Genomic DNA, 18,147 nt, shown 5'->3' with positions numbered 1-18,147 from the left:
GATACCCGTCCCGGATCAGTGTCCGTGTGAAACCGTCTCGCCGGGCTTCAGGCGGTAAACCGTGCCGCAATACGGACATTTGGCCTCGCCGGTGTGGCCCACGTCCAGATACACCTTGGGGTGGCTGTTCCAGAGCTTCATGTCGGCCAGCTTGTTCGGGCAGAACACGCCGCCTTGGGCGTTGAGGTCGCTGGCTTTGAGTTCGATGGCGGAGGTACTCATGGGGGTCAGACTTTGGTCAACCAGTGGGCGTACTTGGGATTGCGGCCGTTGACGATGTCGAAGAAGGCGCTCTGGATCTTTTCGGTGATCGGGCCACGGCTGCCCACGTAGTCGCCCTTGCCCAGCTCGATGCGGTCGAGTTCGCGGATGGGGGTCACTTCGGCGGCGGTGCCGGTGAAGAAAGCCTCGTCGGCGATGTAGACCTCGTCGCGGGTGATGCGCTTCTGGATGATCTCCAGGCCCAGGTCCTTGGCAATGTGGAACACGGTGTTGCGCGTGATGCCGTTGAGCGCACCGGCCGAGAGGTCGGGCGTGTAGATCACGCCGTTCTTGACGACGAAGATGTTCTCGCCGGCGCCTTCGCTCACGAAGCCCGAGGCGTCGAGCAACAGGGCTTCGTCGTAGCCCTCGTCGGTGACTTCCATGTTGGCCAGGATGCTGTTGGTGTAGTTGCTCACTGCCTTGGCCTGCGTCATGGTGATGTTGACGTGGTGGCGGGTGTAGCTGCTGGTTTTCACGCGGATGCCGCGCTTGAGGCCCTCTTCACCCAGGTAGGCACCCCAGGCCCAGGCCGCCACCATCAGGTGGATGGTGTTGCCCTTCGGTGAAACGCCCAGCTTCTTGTCGCCGATCCAGGTCAGCGGGCGGATGTAGCAGCTCTCGAGCTTGTTCTCGCGCACCACGGCTTTTTGCGCGTCCATGGCCTCTTCCATGGTGAAGGGCAGCTTCATGCGCAGGATCTTGGCGCTGTTGAACAGGCGCTCGGTGTGCTCTTCCAGGCGAAAGATCGCCGTGCCGCCGACCGCGTTGTAGGCCCGCACGCCCTCGAAAGCACCACAGCCGTAGTGCAGCGTGTGGGTCAGCACGTGGATCTTGGCGTCGCGCCAGTCCACCATCTGGCCGTCCATCCAGATCTTGCCGTCGCGGTCGGACATCGAGGGAACGATGGGGCTCATGGGGGTCCTTTGGATTGTTCGTGAGGGGCGCCCAACCGACAGGAATGGCCGCCAAACCGGCGATTTTACGGCGCCGGGCTGGTCGGGTCCGGTACCGGGGGTGTCGCCTCGGGGTCGGGGCGGGTCAGTTGCCAGCGCACCAGCTTGCCGTGGTTGAACTCGGCTTGCACCGTGGACAGGCCGTTGTCGGTCCAGCGGTACACCTCGGGCTCGGCGCCTTCATCCGAGATGCGCTCGCCCAGCGCGCGCGTCATCGCAATCACGTGCATCAGCGTGACGCCGGGTTTGAGTTTGGCGTTGAGCATCACCGCGCTGTCCACATGGCCGATTGGGCGGTGGGCGGCGCGTTTGAGCACCGTCATCAACCGGGTGACGTGCAGCAGCAGCCACATCAGCAAGCCGCCACCGACAGCGGCGACGCCGGGCCAGCCGGAGGCGCGGTGCGCGACCACCAACAGGGCCGCACAGCCCAGGGGAACGAGATATTTCTTGAATTGCATGGGGCGATTGTCCTTCGGCGCGGCGGGCGCGCCGCTGCGGTTTGTACGCAGGTCGCGCGTTGTCAGGCCAGGCTGCGGGCCAGCTCCATGGCCTCTTCGATGCGGTCCACGCCGTGCACGGTCAGACCTTCGAAGGACTTGTCGTTCTTCTTGGGCAGGTTGGCCTTGGGCACCACCGCCACGCTGAAGCCCAGCTTGGCGGCCTCCTTCAGCCGTTCCTGGCCGCGGGGCGCCGGTCGCACCTCACCGGCCAGGCCCACTTCACCAAAGGCGATGAAGCCCTTGGGCAGCGGCCGGCCGCGCAGGCTGGAGGTGATGGCCAGCATCACCGCGAGGTCGGCCGCCGGTTCGCTGATGCGCACGCCACCCACCGCGTTGACGAACACGTCCTGGTCCATGCACGCCACACCCGCATGGCGGTGCAGCACCGCCAGCAGCATGGCCAGGCGGTCGCGGTCCAGGCCCACGGAGAGGCGCCGGGGCGATGGTCCGCCGCTGTCCACCAGCGCCTGGATCTCCACCAGCATGGGCCGGGTGCCTTCCAGCGTCACCATCACGCAGCTGCCCGGCACGGGCTCGCTGTGTTGCGACAGGAAGATGGCACTCGGGTTGCTCACGCCCTTCAGGCCTTTTTCGGTCATGGCGAACACACCGATCTCGTTGACCGCGCCAAAGCGGTTCTTGATCGCGCGGATCAGGCGGAAACTGCTGTGCGTGTCGCCCTCGAAATAGAGCACCGTGTCCACCATGTGCTCCAGCACGCGCGGCCCGGCCAGCGCGCCTTCCTTGGTCACGTGGCCCACCAGCACGATCGCCGTGCCACTGGCCTTGGCCGCGCGCGTGAGGTGGGCCGCGCACTCGCGCACCTGCGCCACCGAGCCCGGCGCCGAGGTGAGCTGCTCCGAATACACCGTCTGGATCGAGTCGATCACCGCAATGCCGGGCCTCACATGGTCCAGCGTGGCCAGGATCTTCTCCAGCTGAATCTCGGCCAGCACGCTGACCTGCGAGCCGTCCAGCCCGAGCCGGCGCGAGCGCAGCGCCACTTGCGCCCCGCTCTCTTCACCGGTCACGTAGAGCGTCTTCACGCCCGCGCGCTGCAGCGAGTCCAGTGCCTGCAGCAACAGGGTCGACTTGCCGATGCCCGGGTCGCCGCCGATCAGCACCACGCCGCCCTCCACGATGCCGCCACCCAGCACGCGGTCGAGCTCGTCGTGGCCGGTGGGCGTGCGCTGCACGTCGGTGGCGTCGATGTCGGCCAGTGTGGTGACCTCGGCGGTCTTGGCCAGCGAGGCAAAGCGGTTCTTCGACGGCGCGGGGGATTCGGCCACCGATTCCACCAGCGTGTTCCAGGCGTTGCAGTGCGGGCACTTGCCCAGCCACTTGGGGCTGGAGCCGCCGCACTCGTTGCAGGTGAATTGGGTTTTGTCTTTGGCCATGGTGCTGGGCAATATAGTCGACACCCTCATGCCCTCACGCCGCCCTGCTGCCTCCTTGCTCGTCCTGCCGCCCAGCGCGCAGCCCCTGTCCGCGGCGGCCCGCGCCTACAACCTGCAGCTCACCCGCATTGACAAACTCAAGAGCCAGCTCGCCGAGCTCGATGCCCTGGGCCAGTTGCACCGCCAGGAGCTGCATGGCGCCATCGACCCGCTGCGCCGCCAGTTGGCGCAGAGCCAGCGCGAACTCGCGTTGGCTCTGGACGGTTTTCTGCAGGGCAAGGAGCTCAGCCGGGGCCAGGCCGACGTGGCGCGAGTGCTGCTCTGCCAGCTCGCGCGCACGTTGGCCGAAGCCGGTGGGCCGGGCAGCGAGGGCATGCGCGAACTGCACGACCGCCACAGCCCGCGCACGCTCGCCCAGATCCGGCAGGACGCCGCCGACGCCCTGCGCGCGCGGCTGGAGTCGGTGTTGGGCGAAACGCTGGACGACGAAGGCCAGGACCTCAGTGCCGAGCAGTTGCTTCGCGCCGGCATGTCGCGCCTGCGGCGCGCGCAGGAAGAGCAGCAGGACAAGAAGCGCGAGGCCGCGCAGGCCAAACGCGAACGCAAGAAACCCGGCGCCGCGCTGCGCCAGACCGAGCAGCATGACGCCGACACACTGCTGCGCCGCCTGTTCCGCCAGCTGGCCAGCGCTCTGCACCCCGACCGCGAAACTGACCCGCAGGCCCGCCTGCGCAAGACGGCGCTGATGAGCGAGGCCAATGCAGCCTATGAAAAGCGCGACCTTGTCACGCTGCTGCACATACAGAGCCGAGCCGAACTGGCCGATCCGGCAGCGGTGCACAAGCTCTCCGACGAGCGCCTGGCTTCGCTCACGCTGCTGCTGAAAGCGCAGGTGGCGGAGCTGGAGCGCGAGCGAGCGGGGCGGCAGAGCGCGCTGGCCGACGAGTTCGATCTGCCCGAGGGCTTGTCACCCAACGCCAACACGTTGCTGCAGAACCGAATCGATCAGGCGCGTGCCCTGGAGGCTGAACTCGCCGATGTCGAACACGACCTGGAACAGGTGACGAATGGCGTGCGGCTCAAGCGCTGGCTCAACGCGCAGCGCGATGCCGTCATGCGCGAGCGCTGAAGCCCTCGATCAGAGCGCGCGTGATCTCCGCCGCCGGCAGTTCGCGGCAGCCGCTGGTGTTCTGCCCCGACCACAGGGGTGAGAAGTCGCCGCTGCCCTTGGCCTCCCAGTGCGCGCGCAGCGGCGCCATGGCCGCGCCGGCCAGCGGGAAGGCGGGCGCCACCGGGTTCATCGGGCCCAGTTCCCGCATCACGCGGTTGACGATGCCGCGCGCGGGGCGGCCGGTGAAGAGGTGCGTCAAGGCCGTGTGGTGCGAGGCCTCGCTCTGGAGTGCGGCGCGGTGCAGCGCACTGGTGGTGGCTTCAGTGCTGCACAGATAGGCCGTGCCCACCTGCACGCCCGAGGCGCCCAGCGCCATGGCCGCGGCCACGCCAGCGGCGTCGGCAATGCCACCGGCGGCAATCACCGGCAGGTTCACGGCCGCCACGATCTGCGGCAGCAGCGCAAAGGTGCCCACCTGCGTGGTGAGGTCGTCGGTGAGGAACATCCCGCGGTGCCCGCCCGCCTCGGCGCCCTGGGCAATGATCGCGTCGACACCAAACGCTTCCAGCCAGCGCGCCTCTTCCACCGTGGTGGCGGACGACAGCACCACGCTGCCCCAGCTTTTCACGCGGTCCAGCAGGTCCAGGTCGGGCAGGCCGAAATGGAAGCTCACCACCTTGGGCTTGAAGCGCTCCAGCAGGTCGGCCGCCGCGCGGTTGAAGGGCACGCGACCCGGGCCGGCCGGCACGGCGTCGATGTCCAGCCCTGCCTCGCGGTAGTAGGTCGCCAGCCAGGCGCGCCATGCCGCTTCGCGTGCTTCGTCGGGCACTGGCGGGGTGTGGCAGAAGAAGTTGACGTTGTAGGGGCGCGTGGTGCCGGCCGTGAGCGTGCTCAGTTCGCGCTCCAGCGCCTCGGGCGTGAGCATGGCGCAGGGCAGCGAGCCCAGTGCGCCGGCATTGCTCACCGCAACGGCGAGTGCGGCCCCCTGCACGCCGGCCATGGGCGCCTGGATCAAGGGGACGTCGGTTCCGAGCAATGAGGTGAGTGCGTTCATGCGCGCATTCTCCGCGCGGCCCTCCGCCGGGTAAACCCTCAAACGTGTAACAGCGCAATCATTTAACATGTTAACTAAATGAGCGAACCCACCCCCTTCATCCACCGCAACCTGCCGCGCCTGCTGCTCGAAGCCCGCGAGGCCGTGATGCTGCACACCCGGCCCAGCCTGCGCGAGCACGGCCTGAGCGACCAGCAGTGGCGCGTGCTGCGCGTGCTCGGCGAACACGCCCGCCTGCCCGGTGGTGTGGAAACCGGCCGCGTGGCGCGCGAGGCCTTTTTGCTCGGTCCCAGCCTCACCGGTGTGCTCACGCGCATGGAGCGCGACGGCCTGATCGCGCGCGGCCGCTGCCCGCAGGACGCCCGCCGCACGGTGGTGCGCGCCACGCCCGCGGGGCTGAAGCTGGTCAAGCGCCTCTCCAGCACCATCGAGTCGCACTACGCGTGGATGGAAGAGCGCCTGGGCAAGGCGCGGCTGGCCCAGCTCTACGCCCTGCTCGACGAGGTGATTGCCCTGGAGCAGCCGGGCGAGGTCGAAGCCCTGGAGGAAGACATCGAATGATGAACACCCACTGGATGCCCGAGGGCACGGTTTACGGCACGTTGCTCAACTTCCAGCGCGAGCACGCGCTGTGGGCGCCGCGCATGAACGAAGCCCCGTACAAGGCGCCCCCGAGCGCGCCGGTGCTCTACATCAAGACCGCCAACACCTTCACCGCCGCGGGTCACGGCATCGCCCTGCCCGCCGGCAAGCCGGTGGTGGTGGCCGCCACGCTGGGGCTGGTGATGGGCGACACGGGGGTGGCCGGCGCCGTTCTGTTCAACGACGTGGCGATCGCGCACGACAGTTACTACCGCCCGCCGGTGAAGTTCCAGTGTGTGGACGGCTTTCTCGGGGTCGGCCCCGAGTGTGTGCCGCTGCAGCGCCTAGGTGGGCTGGTGGGCCTGTCGGACCTGCATCTGGAGTTGCGCATCAACGGCGTGCACCGCCAGACCACGGCGCTGGCCGAGCTGGTGCGCGACGCCACCACGCTGCTGGCCGACGTGGGTGAATTCATGTCGCTGCGCACGGGTGACGTTCTGATGCTGGGCAGCGACTGCCTGCCGGACGGCACACGTCCGCTGGTGCACGCAGGCGACACGGTGGAGATCAGCGCCACCGGCTTCAAGCCTGTCGTGCACAGTTTCCAGGCGGAGGTGAAGGCATGAAACACGCCCGCATCGCCTGGGCCGGCGCGGTCCACAACGCCGTAGAGGCTGGCGGCCAGCTCGAACTGCTGACCCCCGCGCTCAAGGGTCGCCGCATGGCCTTCGGCGAGGTGGTGTGGCTGCCCCCGCTCGCGCCCAACCCGCCCACGCGCCCGCGCACCATCCTCGCCCTCGGCCTGAACTACGCCGACCACGCCAAAGAGCTCGCCTTCAAGGCTCCGGAGGAACCGCTGGCGTTCCTCAAGGGTGAGGCCAGCCTCACCGGTCACAACGGCTTCACCGTGCGCCCGGCGGGCGTGCAGCACATGCACTACGAATGTGAACTCGCGGTGGTGATCGGGCGCACCGCCCAACGCGTGAAAAAGGCCGATGCGCTGGACTTCGTGGCCGGCTACACCGTGGCCAACGACTACGCGATCCGCGACTACCTGGAAAACTGGTACCGCCCCAACCTGCGCGTGAAGAACCGCGACACCTGCACGCCCATCGGCCCCTGGCTGGTGGACGCCACCGATGTGCGCGATCCGATGGCATTGGCGCTGCAGACCACCGTCAATGGAAAAGTCACGCAGCAAGGCAGCACGCGCGACATGATCTTCGACGTGCCCACGCTGATCGAATACTTCAGCGCCTTCATGACCCTGCAACCAGGGGACCTCATCCTCACCGGCACGCCCGACGGCGTGGTCGACTGCCAGCCCGGCGACGTGATCGTCACGTCCATCGAAGGCATCGGCGACCTGGTCAGCACCATCACTTCACCCTCCGAATCCGCATGACGACGATCCAGCACCTCATCAACGGCCAGTCCGTGGCCAGCGCCACCACTTTCGAGACGATCAACCCCGCCACACAGGCCGTGCTGGCCGAGGTGAGCGCCGGAGGCGCCGACGAGATCAACGCAGCGGTGCAGGCCGCCAAAGACGCGTTCCCGAAGTGGGCCGGCCTGCCCGCCACCGAGCGCGCCCGGCTCATGCGCAAGCTCGGCGAGCTGATCGCGGCCCACGTGCCCGAGATCGCACAGACCGAGACCAACGACAGCGGCCAGGTGATCGCGCAGACCGGCAAACAGCTTATTCCGCGCGCGGCCGACAACTTCCACTACTTCGCCGAAATGTGCACGCGCGTGGACGGCCACACCTACCCCACGCCCACGCACCTGAACTACACACTGTTCCATCCGGTGGGCGTGTGCGCCCTCATCAGCCCGTGGAACGTGCCCTTCATGACGTCCACATGGAAGGTCGCGCCGTGCCTGGCCTTTGGCAACACCGCGGTGCTGAAGATGAGCGAGCTGAGTCCGCTCACGGCCGCGCGTCTGGGCGAGCTGGCGCTGGAAGCGGGCATTCCTGCGGGTGTGTTGAACGTGGTGCACGGCATGGGCAAAGAAGCGGGCGAGCCGCTGTGCGCGCACCCTGACGTGCGCGCGATTTCCTTCACCGGGTCCACCGCCACCGGCAACCGCATCGTGCAGAGCGCTGGACTGAAGAAGTTCAGCATGGAGCTGGGTGGCAAGAGCCCGTTCGTGATCTTCGACGACGCGGACCTGGACCGCGCGCTGGACGCCGGGGTGTTCATGATCTTCAGCAACAACGGCGAGCGCTGCACGGCGGGCAGCCGCATCCTGGTGCAGCAGAGCATCTACGCAGATTTCGCGCAGAAGTTCGCCGAGCGCGCCAAGCGCATCACCGTGGGCGATCCGCTGGATGAAAAAACCATCGTGGGTCCGATGATCAGCCGGGCGCATCTGGCGAAGGTGCGCAGCTACATCGAGCTGGGCCCGAAGGAGGGCGCCACGCTCTTGTGCGGCGGGCTGGATCGTCCGTCGTATGCGGCGGAGTTGTCATCACGCGTGGCCAAGGGCAATTACGTGTGGCCGACCGTGTTTGCCGATGTGGACAACCGCATGCGGATCGCACAAGAAGAAATCTTCGGCCCTGTCGCCTGTCTCATTCCGTTCCGTGACGAGGCGCACGCGATCGAGCTGGCCAACGACATTCAATACGGCCTCTCCAGTTATGTGTGGACGGAGAATCTCGGCCGTGCGCACCGGGTGGCGGCCGCTGTGGAGGCGGGCATGTGTTTCGTCAACTCACAGAACGTGCGGGATCTGCGCCAGCCGTTTGGCGGCACCAAGGCCAGTGGCACGGGGCGCGAAGGCGGGACCTGGAGCTATGAGGTGTTTCTGGAGCCGAAGAACGTGGCCGTGTCTCTGGGGTCGCATCACATTCCGCATTGGGGGGTTTGAAATGCTTTCGCTCCAGCGGGTTGGCGGGATCGAGAAGGCCGGGCGCTCTGCTCCGCGAATGTCCCCCGGTCCGGGCCTTGATTTCGCTGCGCAGAACGCCCGGCCTTCTCGATCTGAAGTGGCACGTTGGCGCCGGTCCGTTCGCATGCGCGGTCCGCAGTGGCATGAGGCCTTGGGGTGTCCACCGCAGCGAAATCAAGGAGGAGGGGCCGCAGGCCCCGGGGGACATTCGCGGAGGTGGACACCCCAAGGCCTCATGCCACGGAGCAACCAACACACAGCAGAGGGAAAAGACATGGGAAAACTAGCACTCGTGGCCAAGGTCACCCACGTCCCCTCGATGTACCTCAGCGAACTCGACGGACCGCGCAAGGGAACACGACAGGACGCCATCGACGGCCACAAAGAGATCAGCCGCCGCTGCCGCGAACTCGGTGTGGACACCATCGTCGTCTTCGACACCCACTGGCTCGTCAACGCCAGCTACCACCTCAACTGCGCACCGCACTTTGAAGGCCGCTACACCAGCAACGAACTGCCGCACTTCATCAGCAACCTGCCGTTCGAGATCCCGGGCAATCCCGCACTCGGTCAGATCCTGGCCCGGGTGTGCAACGAACATGGCGTGGAAACCCTGGCGCACGACGCCACCACCCTCGGCCCCGAGTACGGCACCCTCGTACCCATGCTTTACATGAACGCGGACCAGCACTTCAAGGCCATCTCGGTTTCCGCGCTGTGCCAGGCCCACTACCTCAACGACAGCGTGCGCCTGGGCTGGGCCATGCGCCGCGCGGTGGAAGACCATTACGACGGCACCGTCGCCTTTCTGGCCAGCGGCAGTTTGAGCCACCGCTTCGCGCAGAACGGTCTCGCACCCGATTACGCCTTCAAGATCTGGAGCCCCTTTCTGGAAACGCTGGACCGACGCGTCGTGCAGATGTGGGAGCAGGGTGAATGGAAAGCCTTCTGCGAGATGTTGCCCGAGTACGCCGCCAAGGGCCACGGTGAGGGCTTCATGCACGATACCGCGATGATGCTGGGCGCGCTCGGCTGGAGCGACTACACCGGCAAAGCCGAAGTCATCACGCCGTACTTCGGCGCCTCCGGCACCGGCCAGATCAACGCCATCTTCCCCGTCACGCCACAGACCGGCGCCACCATTCCCGCCGCACAGGCCTCGGCCGCCAAAGGCTACCAAGCCGTCTCCCGACTCTGAACAACATGCCCCACCTGGTCATCCTCTACACCCCCAACCTCGACAAGCCCGAAGCGCAAGGCGGCATCGACATGAGCCGGCTGTGCCGCGTCCTCTGCGACGCCATGCTGGCCGTGCGAGATGAGGCCGACAAACAGGTCTTCCCAACCGGTGGGACGCGCGTGCTCGCCTATCCGGCCGCGCACAGCGCCGTGGCCGACGGTGGCGCCGCCGGCGAGGCTGCAGGCCTGGGCAGCGACTACGCCTTCGTCTACATGAACGTGCGCATGGCCAAGGGCCGCAGCGCAGTGACGCACCAGCGCGTGGGCGACGCGCTGCAGGCCTGCGTCAAGACGAACTTTGCCGCGCAACTCGCCGCGCGCCCGATCGGCATCACCGTGCAGGTGGACGAAGGCCACGAGGTGTTCGACGCCAAGAACAGCTCCATCCACCCGCTGTTCAACCGGACTTGACCCCATGCTCGACGACACCCTCATCCAGCAACTCGCCACCGAGCTCGACCAGTCCGAGAAAACCCGCGTGCCGCTGGAGCACTTTTCCAAACGATTCCCGGGCATGACCGTGGAGGACGGCTACCGCATCGGCCGCGCCTGGGTCGCGTTGCAGATCGCCGCCGGCAACAAGGTCATCGGCCACAAGATCGGCCTGACCAGCCGCGCCATGCAGATGGCCAGCCAGATCGATGAGCCCGATTTCGGCACCTTGCTGCAGAGCATGTTGTTCACCGCGCAGGCCGGGCAGGTTCTGGAGATTCCCGCCAGCCGCTTCATCGCACCGCGTGTGGAGGTGGAACTCGCCTTCGTGCTCAAGGCCCCGCTCAAGGGCACCGGCGTGACGGTGGCCGATGTGATCAACGCCACCGAATACGTGACCCCCGCCATCGAGATCATCGACGCGCGCATCGAGCAGCTCGACCGCCACAGCAAAGCGATGCGCAAGGTGTTCGACACCATCAGCGACAACGCGGCGAATGCCGGCATCGTGCTGGGCACGGGCGACGAGCGCTACCGCGCCGACCCCCTCACCACCGACCTGCCCTGGTGCGGTGCCGTGCTGAAACAGAACGGCGTGGTGGAAGAAACGGGTCTGGCCGCCGGCGTGCAGGGCCACCCTGCCGTCGGCATTGCCTGGCTGGCGCACAAGCTCGCGCCCTGGGGCGAATCGCTGCGGGCTGGCCAGATCGTGCTGGCCGGTTCGTTCACGCGGCCGGTGGCCGCGAAGGTGGGTGACCTGTTCGAAGCCGACTACGGCGCGCTGGGTTGCCTGACTTTCAAATTCGTCTGAACTTCCTCTCACCATGCAAACCCCCACCAACCCCTTCAAACAAGCCCTCGCCGAGCGCCGTGTGCAGATCGGCCTCTGGCTCGGCCTGGCCAATCCCTACAGCGCGGAAATCTGCGCCGGCGCCGACTTCGACTGGCTGCTGATCGACGGTGAACACTCGCCCAACAGCCTGAAAGACCTGCTGGCCCAGGCCCAGGCCATCGCGGCCTACCCGGGCTCGCACGCCATTGCACGCGTGCCGGTGGGCGACACGGCGCTCATCAAGCAGTACCTCGACATCGGCTTGCAGACGCTGCTGGTGCCCATGGTCGACACGCCCGAGCAGGCGGCGCAGCTGGTGCGCGCCTGCCGCTACCCGCAGGACGATGACGTGAGCGGCCAGGGCGGCCAGGGCGGCCAGGGCGGCATGCGCGGCATGGCCGGCGCACGCGCCTCGCGCTGGGGCCGCTACCCGAACTACGCGAAAGAGGCCAACGCCCAGGTCTGCCTGCTGGTGCAGGCCGAGACGCGCGCGGCCCTGCAGCAGCTTGACGCCATTGCCGCCACACCGGGTGTGGACGGCGTGTTCATTGGCCCGGCCGACCTGTCGGCCTCGCTCGGCCACGTGGGCAACCCGGGCCATCCCGAGGTGCAGGCGGCCATCGAGGATGCCATTGCGCGCATCCTGCGCGCCGGCAAGGCGCCGGGCATCCTGACCACGGACGAGGCCCAGGCGCGCCACTACCTGGCGCTGGGCGCGGTGTTCGTCGCCGTGGGGCTGGACACCCAGATCCTTGCGCGCCAGACCAGCGCACTGGCCGCGCGTTTCAAGACCGATGCGCCGGCCGTGCCGGCACCCGCCAAGGGCAGCGTGTACTGAACCGATCACCAGGAGACACCGATGAACGCCGCCTTGCAACCCACCGCCGCCGCACCCGCCGGCATGCACGCCGACGAATGGGCCGCGCGCGTCGAACTCGCCGCGTGTTACCGCGTCTTCGCCATGCTGGGCTGGACCGAGATGATCTACAACCACATCACGCTGCGCCTGCCCGATTCGGTGGCCGCTGGCGAGAAGCAGTTTTTGATCAATCCGTTCGGGCTGCATTACAGCGAGGTCACTGCGAGCAACCTTGTGAAGATCAACCTTCGGGGCGAAGTGCTCGACGGTTCGGTCCACCCGGTCAACCCGGCCGGCTTCACGGTGCACGCCGCCATCCACGACGATCTGCCCGGCGCGCACTGTGTGATGCACACCCACACCACCGCCGGCGTGGCCGTGGCCTGCCTGAAGGACGGTCTGCAGCAGACCAACTTCTACACCGCGCAGCTGCACGGCATGCTGGCGTACCACGACTTTGAAGGCATCACCATCCACGCCGAAGAAACGCCGCGCCTGCTCAGAAGCATTGGCGACAAGCCGGCCGTGATCTTGCGCAACCATGGCCTGTTGGCTTGGGGTGCCACGGTGCCGCAGACCTTTGCCATTCTGTGGACCTTGCAGCGCGCCTGCGAAATCCAGCTCGCCACCTTCAGCATGGGGGGAGCCGCTGCCGCGCTGCCGGTGCCCGAGGCGGTGGCCGCACAATGCACGCGCGACGCGCTGCAGTTCAACCCGCAGCACGGCGCAGGCCGTGACGTCTTCGACGCACTGGTGCGGCAGGTGAATCGCCTGGACAGCAGCTACCTGGAGTGAGCTTGTGACGAACCCGGATTTCCAGCGTGTGGCCATCGTGGGCGCCGGCGCCATTGGTGGGTGGCTCGGCGTGCTGCTCTCGCACACCGGCTGCATCGTGAGCGCACTGGCCCGCGGCGAGACGCTCGCGGCGCTGCGGCGCGATGGGCTGCAACTGCACGAGAACGGGCGCCTCATCGGCGCGCCGGTGGAGGCCTCGCCCAGCGCGGCGGCCCTCGGTGTTCAGGACCTGGTGGTCGTGGCGGTGAAGGCGCCGGCATTGGCTGAAGTGGCGCGCGGCATCGCACCCCTGATCGGTCGCCACACGGTGGTGCTCACCGCCATGAACGGCGTGCCCTGGTGGTTCTTCAATGAGTTCGGCGGTGAGCGCGCCGGCACGCGGCTGCAGTCGGTCGATCCCGGCGGCGAGATCGATCGCGCCATTCCCGCTCGCCATGTCATTGGCGGCGTGGTGCACGCCAGTTGTTCGGTCGATTCGCCCGGCGTCATCCGCCACCACTTCGGCAACGGCCTGATCATCGGCGAGCCCTCGGGCGAAGCGAGCGAGCGTGTGGCGGCGCTGGCCGCGCTGCTGCAGCGCGCCGGGCTCAACGCCACGGTGTCGCCGCAGATCCAGAAAGACGTCTGGTACAAGCTCTGGGGCAACATGACGGTCAACCCGGTGAGCGCGCTCACGGGGGCCACCACCGACCGCATCCTGGGCGACGACCTGGTGCGCGGCTTCATCAGCAGCGTGATGCTGGAGGCCAAGGCCATCGGTGCGCGCATTGGCATCCCGATCGACCAGCAGCCCGAAGACCGCCATGCGGTCACGCTCAAGCTGGGGGCCTTCAAGACCTCGATGTTGCAGGATGTGCAGGCCAGGAAGTCGGTGGAGCTCGACGCGCTGGTGACCGTGGTGCGCGAGCTCGGCCAGCTCACCGGCGTGCCCACGCCGTTCACCGACGCGCTGCTCGGCCTCTCGCGCCTGCAGGCGCAGACGCTGGGGCTGTACCCGGACGCACCGGCCCGACAGGGTTAGCCCGCTGGCGGTTCGCGGCCCGGCGCTGAAGAATCCGCCCATGCCCTCCACCTGGACGCTCGATACACCCGCTGCCGGCCTCGCCGTGCCGGCGCCGGTTGTTCAGGGCCTGCTCGAGGTGGCCAGCGCGCCGCTGAGCGCGGCCCGCCTGTTGCAGGCCGTGCAGGCGGTGGTGCCGGTGCAATACCTCTCGCTCGTGGCCTTCCGCCGCGACACCCCCGAACTGGTTGAAGGCAGTTCGCGCGACACGCAGGGCCGCGATGTGGTGGCCGAGTGTTTCGCCATCTACCGCCGCAGCTACTTTCGCAGCGACGCGGTGATGCGCATCGCCGACCAGGTGGCCGGGCGCCCGGCGCGCGAGGTGGCGGTGCTGCATTGCCGCGCCGACGAGCTGCCCGTGGCGGGTTGGCGTGACGACATCTATGTGCGCGAGCGCCTCACCGAGCGCTTCACGCTGCTGCACGCACCCGCGCCTGGCGCGGTGCAGGCCATCCACCTCTACCGCGACGACCGCCAGGGCCTGTTCCGGCCGGACGAGATCGGTCAATTGCTGGCATTGGCGCCGCTGCTGCGCCAGGCCCACCAGGCCGCGTTGCAGCTGGGCGCGGTGGTGGCCGACCGCCAGGCCCAGGTGGCGCAGGCCGCGCAGCGCCTGGAGCGGCTGGCGCCCGCGCTCTCGCCGCGCGAGCGCGCCGTGTGCGCGCGCATCGCCTGCGGCCTCAGCGCCGACGGCATCGCGGCCGACCTCGACGTGGCGCCGTCGACCGTGGTGACGCTGCGCAAGCGCGCCTACCTCAAGCTGGCTGGGGCCGGCCTGCCGGCGGATCGGCTGCGGTTGGCGCGGTGGCTGGGGTAGTTCAAGAGCGAAGTTCGGTACTCATTCGCAAATGATCGCCATGCTTGAGCATTTCGCGACCCTGGTTCCGAGTCCTCTTCTAGGTGAGTGTGGCAAGGTGTTCTATTCCGGGCGATGGGCCTTTTCGGAGCCGCGTCCGTTGTATGTGCTGGGTTTGAATCCAGGCGGTGACGCCAAAGATCATGGCGATGAGACTGTTGGACGGGAAGGTACCGGCAAGCAACCTGATCTTTGTGCGCTCTCGACGAGAGGAGTTCATCAAAGAGGTAAAGAGCGGGCTGGCAGCGCTTTGCTGGCCGTTCCACGCGCAGGTGATCGCTGAACTCCGGCCGCGTGTGGTGTTGTGCCTCGGCGCAACCGCAGGAAACTTTGTGCGAGAACGATTGCTGGCGACGCGACTTGTTGGACAGTTCATTGAAGTCAACAACCGTCGCTGGAAGAGCCAAGTCTTTGATGGCACCTCCGGTCTGAAGGTCGTGGTCGCCATGCACCCAAGCATTGCAGATTGGTGTGCTGCCGCCACTGATCCTAGTGCTCTCGTCGAGGCCGCACTGCGATAACCTCGTCGGTTCAGTAGTGATATCTCAACTGAGCAATCAGCAACGCATCCCCCTCTACTTTGTAGACCATGCGGTGCTCGTCGTTGATACGGCGTGACCAGTAGCCTGCCAGCGCGTGCTTGAGTCCTTCGGGTTTGCCGGTGCCTTCGAATGGCGTGCGGCAAGTCTCCTTGATCAGGCCGTTGATGCGCTTGAGCATCTTCTTGTCGGTGTCCTGCCCGTACAGGTAGTCCTCCCAGGCCTGCTCCGCAAAGACCAGTTTCATTCGACCAGTCCCCGCTCCTTGCCTTGCCCTCCTTCTAGGCTGGCGACGGCTTCCAGCAGGCGTCTGGCGTTCCGGGGCACGCGCAACAGGTAGGCAGTTTCTTCCAACGCCTGAAAGTCTTCGAGCGACATCATCACCACCGACTGCTGGCTGTTGCGGGTGATGATCAAGGGCTCGTGGTTCTCGCACACCCGGTTCATGGTGTGGGCGAGATTGGCGCGGGCGGTGGTATAGGTGATGGCGTCCATGTTGAAAGCTCCAGATATGTACGCGAAACTGTACATGTTTTCACCGAGACGAGCCAGTGGATAGCGGCATACCCCTATCCATCCCCCTCGAAGGGGACGGGGTGCGGCACCTCCCCGCCTAGCATGGGCTGTCCCGATACGAAAGGAGACAGGCCATGTGGCTGCGCAACTGCTGGTATGTGATCGCCTGGGACCACGAGATTCCCGCGGCCGACGCGCCGCAGCTCTTCACCCGCACCGTGCTGGGCGAGCCGGTGCTGGTCTACCGCACCCAGGCCGGCGCGCTGGTGGCGCTGGAAGACCGCTGCTGCCACCGCCACGCGCCGCTGTCGGCGGGGCGGCGCGAGGGCGACTGCGTGCGATGCGGCTACCACGGCTTGAAGTTCGACGCCCGGGGGCAGTGCGTGGAGGCGCCCGGCATCGAGATCGTGCCGGCCAAGGCGCGCGTGCGCCGTTACCCGGTGGCCGTGAAGAACCGCTGGGTGTTCGTCTGGATGGGCGACCCCGCGGGGGCCGACGAAGCGCTGCTGCCCGACAACTTCAGCTGCGACAGCCCCGAATGGCGGCACCAACCCGGCTACCTGCACTACGACACGCCTTACCTGCTGATCTGCGACAACCTGCTCGACTTCTCGCACCTGAGCTACGTGCACGAGAAGTCGCTCGGCGGCTCCACCCGCATCGCGCAGTCGCGCCCGGTGATCGAGCCGGTGCCCGGCGCCACGGCCGACTGGCCGCAGATGGGCATCAAGGTCTCGCGCCACGTGAACGACGTGCCGCCGCCGCCGTTCTACCAGCGCTTCCGCCGCTTCGAGACGAACCTGGACCGCTGGTTCGTCTACGAATTCCTGCTGCCCGGCACGCTGCTCATGCACTCGGGCGGGCGCCCCACCGGCACCGCGCCCGACGCGCCCGGCCCCTCGGTGCGGCTGCACAGCTGCCAGACGCTCACGCCCGAGACCACCACCTCCACGCACTACTTCTTCCAGCAGTCGCACCCGGTGAACGAGGGCGACGACAGCGTGACCGAGAGCATCTTCAACAGCCTGGTTGGCGCGTTCAACGAAGACCGCGACATGATCACCGCGCAGCACCGCAACATCCAGCTCAACCCCGCGCTGCCCATGATGCCGCTGGCCATGGACGCCGCGCTGATCGCCTTCCGGCGCCTGCTCGAAGCCCGTGTCCAGGCCGAGCGCAACGCCGCCACCGCTTCCCCTCAACCGGCCGTGACGGCCTAGAACACCGGAGACCTTCGATGACCCGCAAGACCTTCCTGTCCTCTTCCATGGCCGCCGCCGCGCTGCTGACCACGGGCCTGGCTGGCGCCCAGACCGTGCTCAGCGTCTCCACCTGGCTGCCGCCCGCCCACGGCGCCACCGTGGCGCAGAACCAGTGGTGCGAGGCGGTGGAGAAGGAGAGCAAGGGCAGCGTGAAGTGCAACCTGCTGCCCAAGGCGGTGTCGGCACCACCCGGCACCTTCGACGCGGTGCGCGATGGCCTGGCCGACGTCTCGTTCACGGTGGACGGCTACACGCCGGGTCGTTTCATCTTCACGCAGGTGGCCGAGTTCCCCTTCCTGGGCGACAGCTCCACCGCCACCTCGGTGGCCTACCAGCGCATTTACGACAAGTACTTCGCGCCGCTGGGCGAGCACCGCGGCATCAAGACGCTGGCGGTGTTCACGCACGGCCCGGGCATCATCTTCACCGTCAAGCAGCCGGTGACCAGCGCGGCCGATGCGGGCAAGCTCAAGTTCCGCATCGGTGGCGGCAACATCAACGAGCTCTCCAAGCTCATGGGCTGGAACACCACGCTCAAGCCCGCCACCGAATCGTTCGAGCTGTTGTCCACCGGTGTGATGGACGGCACCTTCTTCCCCGACGAGTCGCTGCAGTCCATGCGCCTGTCGATGGTGAAGTACGCCACCACCTTCCCGGGCGGCCTCTACAACATCAGCTTCGTCTTCATGATGAACAAGGCCAAGTACGACGCGCTGTCGGCCACCGACAAGGCGGCGGTCGACAAGGTCTCGGGCGAGGCCGCGGCGCGCCTGTTCGCCGCTGGCTGGGACCGCACCGATGCGGCGTCGCGAGACATCCAGAAGACCACCGGCGTGCAGCGCCAGATGGCCAGCGACGCCTTCGTGAGCGAGGTCAAGGCCAGGCAGGCCGCGCTGGAAGACAAGTGGGTGGCCGCCGCCGAGGCGCGGGGCCTGAAGAACGCGCGCGGTGTGCTGGCGGAGTTTCGCGCCGAAACACAAAAGTTGAAGTGAATAGAT

General features: G+C 67.2%; 22 protein-coding genes. 15 read left to right on the top strand and 7 right to left on the bottom strand.

The annotated features are described in order from the left end of the window. Positions 1-15: 15 nt before the first annotated feature. From ASE11_RS04645 to radA, 4 genes are all read right to left on the bottom strand, one after another. The gene (locus ASE11_RS04645) at positions 16-222 is read right to left on the bottom strand and encodes a zinc-finger domain-containing protein (protein WP_056266997.1); all 207 of its coding nucleotides are present in this window, start codon (positions 220-222) and stop codon (positions 16-18) included. A gap of 5 nt (positions 223-227) precedes the next feature. Next, entirely contained in the window at positions 228-1,178 is a 951-nt protein-coding gene (locus ASE11_RS04640) for a branched-chain amino acid transaminase (protein WP_056266993.1), read from the bottom strand. Positions 1,179-1,243: 65 nt separating this feature from the next. After that, positions 1,244-1,678 carry a hypothetical protein gene (locus ASE11_RS04635; RefSeq protein ID WP_056266989.1) on the bottom strand — a complete coding sequence of 145 codons (435 nt, stop codon included), beginning with the start codon at positions 1,676-1,678 and terminating at the stop codon, positions 1,244-1,246. Positions 1,679-1,740: 62 nt separating this feature from the next. Then, complete coding sequence (gene radA / locus ASE11_RS04630) at positions 1,741-3,117, bottom strand: DNA repair protein RadA (protein ID WP_056266985.1); 1,377 nt, start codon at positions 3,115-3,117, stop codon at positions 1,741-1,743. 28 nt (positions 3,118-3,145) lie between these two features. Between radA and ASE11_RS04625 the strand changes: the two genes are divergently transcribed. After that, the gene (locus tag ASE11_RS04625) at positions 3,146-4,246 is read left to right on the top strand and encodes a hypothetical protein (RefSeq protein ID WP_156406235.1); all 1,101 of its coding nucleotides are present in this window, start codon (positions 3,146-3,148) and stop codon (positions 4,244-4,246) included. Here ASE11_RS04625 and ASE11_RS04620 read toward each other — a convergent pair. Next, entirely contained in the window at positions 4,230-5,282 is a 1,053-nt protein-coding gene (locus ASE11_RS04620) for an NAD(P)H-dependent flavin oxidoreductase (RefSeq protein ID WP_056266980.1), read from the bottom strand. The genes ASE11_RS04625 and ASE11_RS04620 overlap by 17 nt on opposite strands. A gap of 78 nt (positions 5,283-5,360) precedes the next feature. Between ASE11_RS04620 and hpaR the strand changes: the two genes are divergently transcribed. The 12 genes from hpaR to ASE11_RS04560 all read left to right on the top strand — a co-directional run bounded on the left by hpaR (position 5,361) and on the right by ASE11_RS04560 (position 15,353). Then, complete coding sequence (gene hpaR / locus ASE11_RS04615) at positions 5,361-5,843, top strand: homoprotocatechuate degradation operon regulator HpaR (protein WP_056266979.1); 483 nt, start codon at positions 5,361-5,363, stop codon at positions 5,841-5,843. After that, positions 5,840-6,490, top strand: a complete 651-nt coding sequence (locus ASE11_RS04610) for a fumarylacetoacetate hydrolase family protein (protein ID WP_056266975.1) — start codon at positions 5,840-5,842, stop codon at positions 6,488-6,490. Before hpaR ends, ASE11_RS04610 begins: the two co-directional genes overlap by 4 nt. Then, on the top strand, positions 6,487-7,269 hold the full coding sequence (locus ASE11_RS04605; protein ID WP_056266972.1) for a fumarylacetoacetate hydrolase family protein: 783 nt from the start codon (positions 6,487-6,489) through the stop codon (positions 7,267-7,269). The genes ASE11_RS04610 and ASE11_RS04605 overlap by 4 nt, the downstream gene beginning before the upstream one ends. Beyond that, positions 7,266-8,738 (top strand): 5-carboxymethyl-2-hydroxymuconate semialdehyde dehydrogenase, encoded by a 1,473-nt coding sequence (gene hpaE, locus ASE11_RS04600; protein ID WP_056266969.1) that lies wholly within the window; start codon positions 7,266-7,268, stop codon positions 8,736-8,738. Before ASE11_RS04605 ends, hpaE begins: the two co-directional genes overlap by 4 nt. A 295-nt stretch (positions 8,739-9,033) precedes the next feature. Then, positions 9,034-9,957, top strand: coding sequence for a 3,4-dihydroxyphenylacetate 2,3-dioxygenase (gene hpaD, locus ASE11_RS04595; protein ID WP_056266966.1), 924 nt, complete (start codon positions 9,034-9,036; stop codon positions 9,955-9,957). Between the two features lie 5 nt (positions 9,958-9,962). Next, positions 9,963-10,409 (top strand): 5-carboxymethyl-2-hydroxymuconate isomerase, encoded by a 447-nt coding sequence (locus tag ASE11_RS04590; protein WP_056266963.1) that lies wholly within the window; start codon positions 9,963-9,965, stop codon positions 10,407-10,409. Between the two features lie 4 nt (positions 10,410-10,413). Further along, entirely contained in the window at positions 10,414-11,241 is an 828-nt protein-coding gene (gene hpaH, locus ASE11_RS04585) for a 2-oxo-hept-4-ene-1,7-dioate hydratase (protein ID WP_056266960.1), read from the top strand. 13 nt (positions 11,242-11,254) lie between these two features. Further along, the gene (locus ASE11_RS04580) at positions 11,255-12,100 is read left to right on the top strand and encodes an aldolase/citrate lyase family protein (RefSeq protein WP_056266956.1); all 846 of its coding nucleotides are present in this window, start codon (positions 11,255-11,257) and stop codon (positions 12,098-12,100) included. A gap of 21 nt (positions 12,101-12,121) precedes the next feature. Further along, positions 12,122-12,916 (top strand): class II aldolase/adducin family protein, encoded by a 795-nt coding sequence (locus ASE11_RS04575; RefSeq protein WP_056266951.1) that lies wholly within the window; start codon positions 12,122-12,124, stop codon positions 12,914-12,916. A gap of 4 nt (positions 12,917-12,920) precedes the next feature. Then, positions 12,921-13,937, top strand: coding sequence for a 2-dehydropantoate 2-reductase (locus ASE11_RS04570; protein ID WP_056266949.1), 1,017 nt, complete (start codon positions 12,921-12,923; stop codon positions 13,935-13,937). A gap of 40 nt (positions 13,938-13,977) precedes the next feature. Next, positions 13,978-14,793 carry a helix-turn-helix transcriptional regulator gene (locus tag ASE11_RS26965; protein ID WP_056266945.1) on the top strand — a complete coding sequence of 272 codons (816 nt, stop codon included), beginning with the start codon at positions 13,978-13,980 and terminating at the stop codon, positions 14,791-14,793. A gap of 167 nt (positions 14,794-14,960) precedes the next feature. Next, a complete protein-coding gene (locus ASE11_RS04560) occupies positions 14,961-15,353 on the top strand; it encodes a uracil-DNA glycosylase family protein (RefSeq protein ID WP_156406234.1) in 393 nt (130 codons plus the stop codon). 10 nt (positions 15,354-15,363) lie between these two features. On the opposite strand, the gene ASE11_RS04555 is transcribed toward ASE11_RS04560, so the two are convergent. Further along, positions 15,364-15,618 carry a Txe/YoeB family addiction module toxin gene (locus ASE11_RS04555; RefSeq protein ID WP_056266939.1) on the bottom strand — a complete coding sequence of 85 codons (255 nt, stop codon included), beginning with the start codon at positions 15,616-15,618 and terminating at the stop codon, positions 15,364-15,366. Beyond that, positions 15,615-15,866: a type II toxin-antitoxin system Phd/YefM family antitoxin gene (locus ASE11_RS04550; protein ID WP_056266932.1), complete on the bottom strand. Its 252-nt coding sequence runs from the start codon at positions 15,864-15,866 to the stop codon at positions 15,615-15,617. Before ASE11_RS04550 ends, ASE11_RS04555 begins: the two co-directional genes overlap by 4 nt. Before the next feature lie 155 nt (positions 15,867-16,021). On the opposite strand from ASE11_RS04550, the gene ASE11_RS04545 reads away from it, so the two are divergent. Then, positions 16,022-17,107: an aromatic ring-hydroxylating dioxygenase subunit alpha gene (locus ASE11_RS04545; protein ID WP_056266930.1), complete on the top strand. Its 1,086-nt coding sequence runs from the start codon at positions 16,022-16,024 to the stop codon at positions 17,105-17,107. 17 nt (positions 17,108-17,124) lie between these two features. Continuing rightward, positions 17,125-18,141, top strand: coding sequence for a TRAP transporter substrate-binding protein (locus tag ASE11_RS04540; protein WP_056266926.1), 1,017 nt, complete (start codon positions 17,125-17,127; stop codon positions 18,139-18,141). The last annotated feature ends 6 nt before the right edge of the window (positions 18,142-18,147 follow it).

This window comes from Hydrogenophaga sp. Root209 (assembly GCF_001428625.1).
Classification (GTDB): Bacteria; Pseudomonadota; Gammaproteobacteria; order Burkholderiales; family Burkholderiaceae_C; genus Hydrogenophaga.
This window is presented reverse-complemented; position numbering and strand designations above follow the sequence as displayed.

Bases quoted from the DNA above. Each gene is read 5' to 3' on its own strand.
- ASE11_RS04605 (WP_056266972.1), top strand. From the start codon at position 6,487: ATGAAACACGCCCGCATCGCCTGGGCCGGCGCGGTCCACAACGCCGTA.
- ASE11_RS04635 (WP_056266989.1), bottom strand. From the start codon at position 1,678: ATGCAATTCAAGAAATATCTCGTTCCCCTGGGCTGTGCGGCCCTGTTG.
- ASE11_RS04620 (WP_056266980.1), bottom strand. From the start codon at position 5,282: ATGAACGCACTCACCTCATTGCTCGGAACCGACGTCCCCTTGATCCAG.
- ASE11_RS04645 (WP_056266997.1), bottom strand. From the start codon at position 222: ATGAGTACCTCCGCCATCGAACTCAAAGCCAGCGACCTCAACGCCCAA.
- radA (WP_056266985.1), bottom strand. From the start codon at position 3,117: ATGGCCAAAGACAAAACCCAATTCACCTGCAACGAGTGCGGCGGCTCC.
- ASE11_RS04540 (WP_056266926.1), top strand. From the start codon at position 17,125: ATGACCCGCAAGACCTTCCTGTCCTCTTCCATGGCCGCCGCCGCGCTG.
- ASE11_RS04545 (WP_056266930.1), top strand. From the start codon at position 16,022: ATGTGGCTGCGCAACTGCTGGTATGTGATCGCCTGGGACCACGAGATT.
- ASE11_RS04625 (WP_156406235.1), top strand. From the start codon at position 3,146: ATGCCCTCACGCCGCCCTGCTGCCTCCTTGCTCGTCCTGCCGCCCAGC.
- ASE11_RS04580 (WP_056266956.1), top strand. From the start codon at position 11,255: ATGCAAACCCCCACCAACCCCTTCAAACAAGCCCTCGCCGAGCGCCGT.
- ASE11_RS04575 (WP_056266951.1), top strand. From the start codon at position 12,122: ATGAACGCCGCCTTGCAACCCACCGCCGCCGCACCCGCCGGCATGCAC.
- ASE11_RS04555 (WP_056266939.1), bottom strand. From the start codon at position 15,618: ATGAAACTGGTCTTTGCGGAGCAGGCCTGGGAGGACTACCTGTACGGG.
- ASE11_RS04610 (WP_056266975.1), top strand. From the start codon at position 5,840: ATGATGAACACCCACTGGATGCCCGAGGGCACGGTTTACGGCACGTTG.
- hpaE (WP_056266969.1), top strand. From the start codon at position 7,266: ATGACGACGATCCAGCACCTCATCAACGGCCAGTCCGTGGCCAGCGCC.
- ASE11_RS04550 (WP_056266932.1), bottom strand. From the start codon at position 15,866: ATGGACGCCATCACCTATACCACCGCCCGCGCCAATCTCGCCCACACC.
- ASE11_RS04590 (WP_056266963.1), top strand. From the start codon at position 9,963: ATGCCCCACCTGGTCATCCTCTACACCCCCAACCTCGACAAGCCCGAA.
- ASE11_RS26965 (WP_056266945.1), top strand. From the start codon at position 13,978: ATGCCCTCCACCTGGACGCTCGATACACCCGCTGCCGGCCTCGCCGTG.
- hpaR (WP_056266979.1), top strand. From the start codon at position 5,361: ATGAGCGAACCCACCCCCTTCATCCACCGCAACCTGCCGCGCCTGCTG.
- hpaD (WP_056266966.1), top strand. From the start codon at position 9,034: ATGGGAAAACTAGCACTCGTGGCCAAGGTCACCCACGTCCCCTCGATG.
- ASE11_RS04640 (WP_056266993.1), bottom strand. From the start codon at position 1,178: ATGAGCCCCATCGTTCCCTCGATGTCCGACCGCGACGGCAAGATCTGG.
- hpaH (WP_056266960.1), top strand. From the start codon at position 10,414: ATGCTCGACGACACCCTCATCCAGCAACTCGCCACCGAGCTCGACCAG.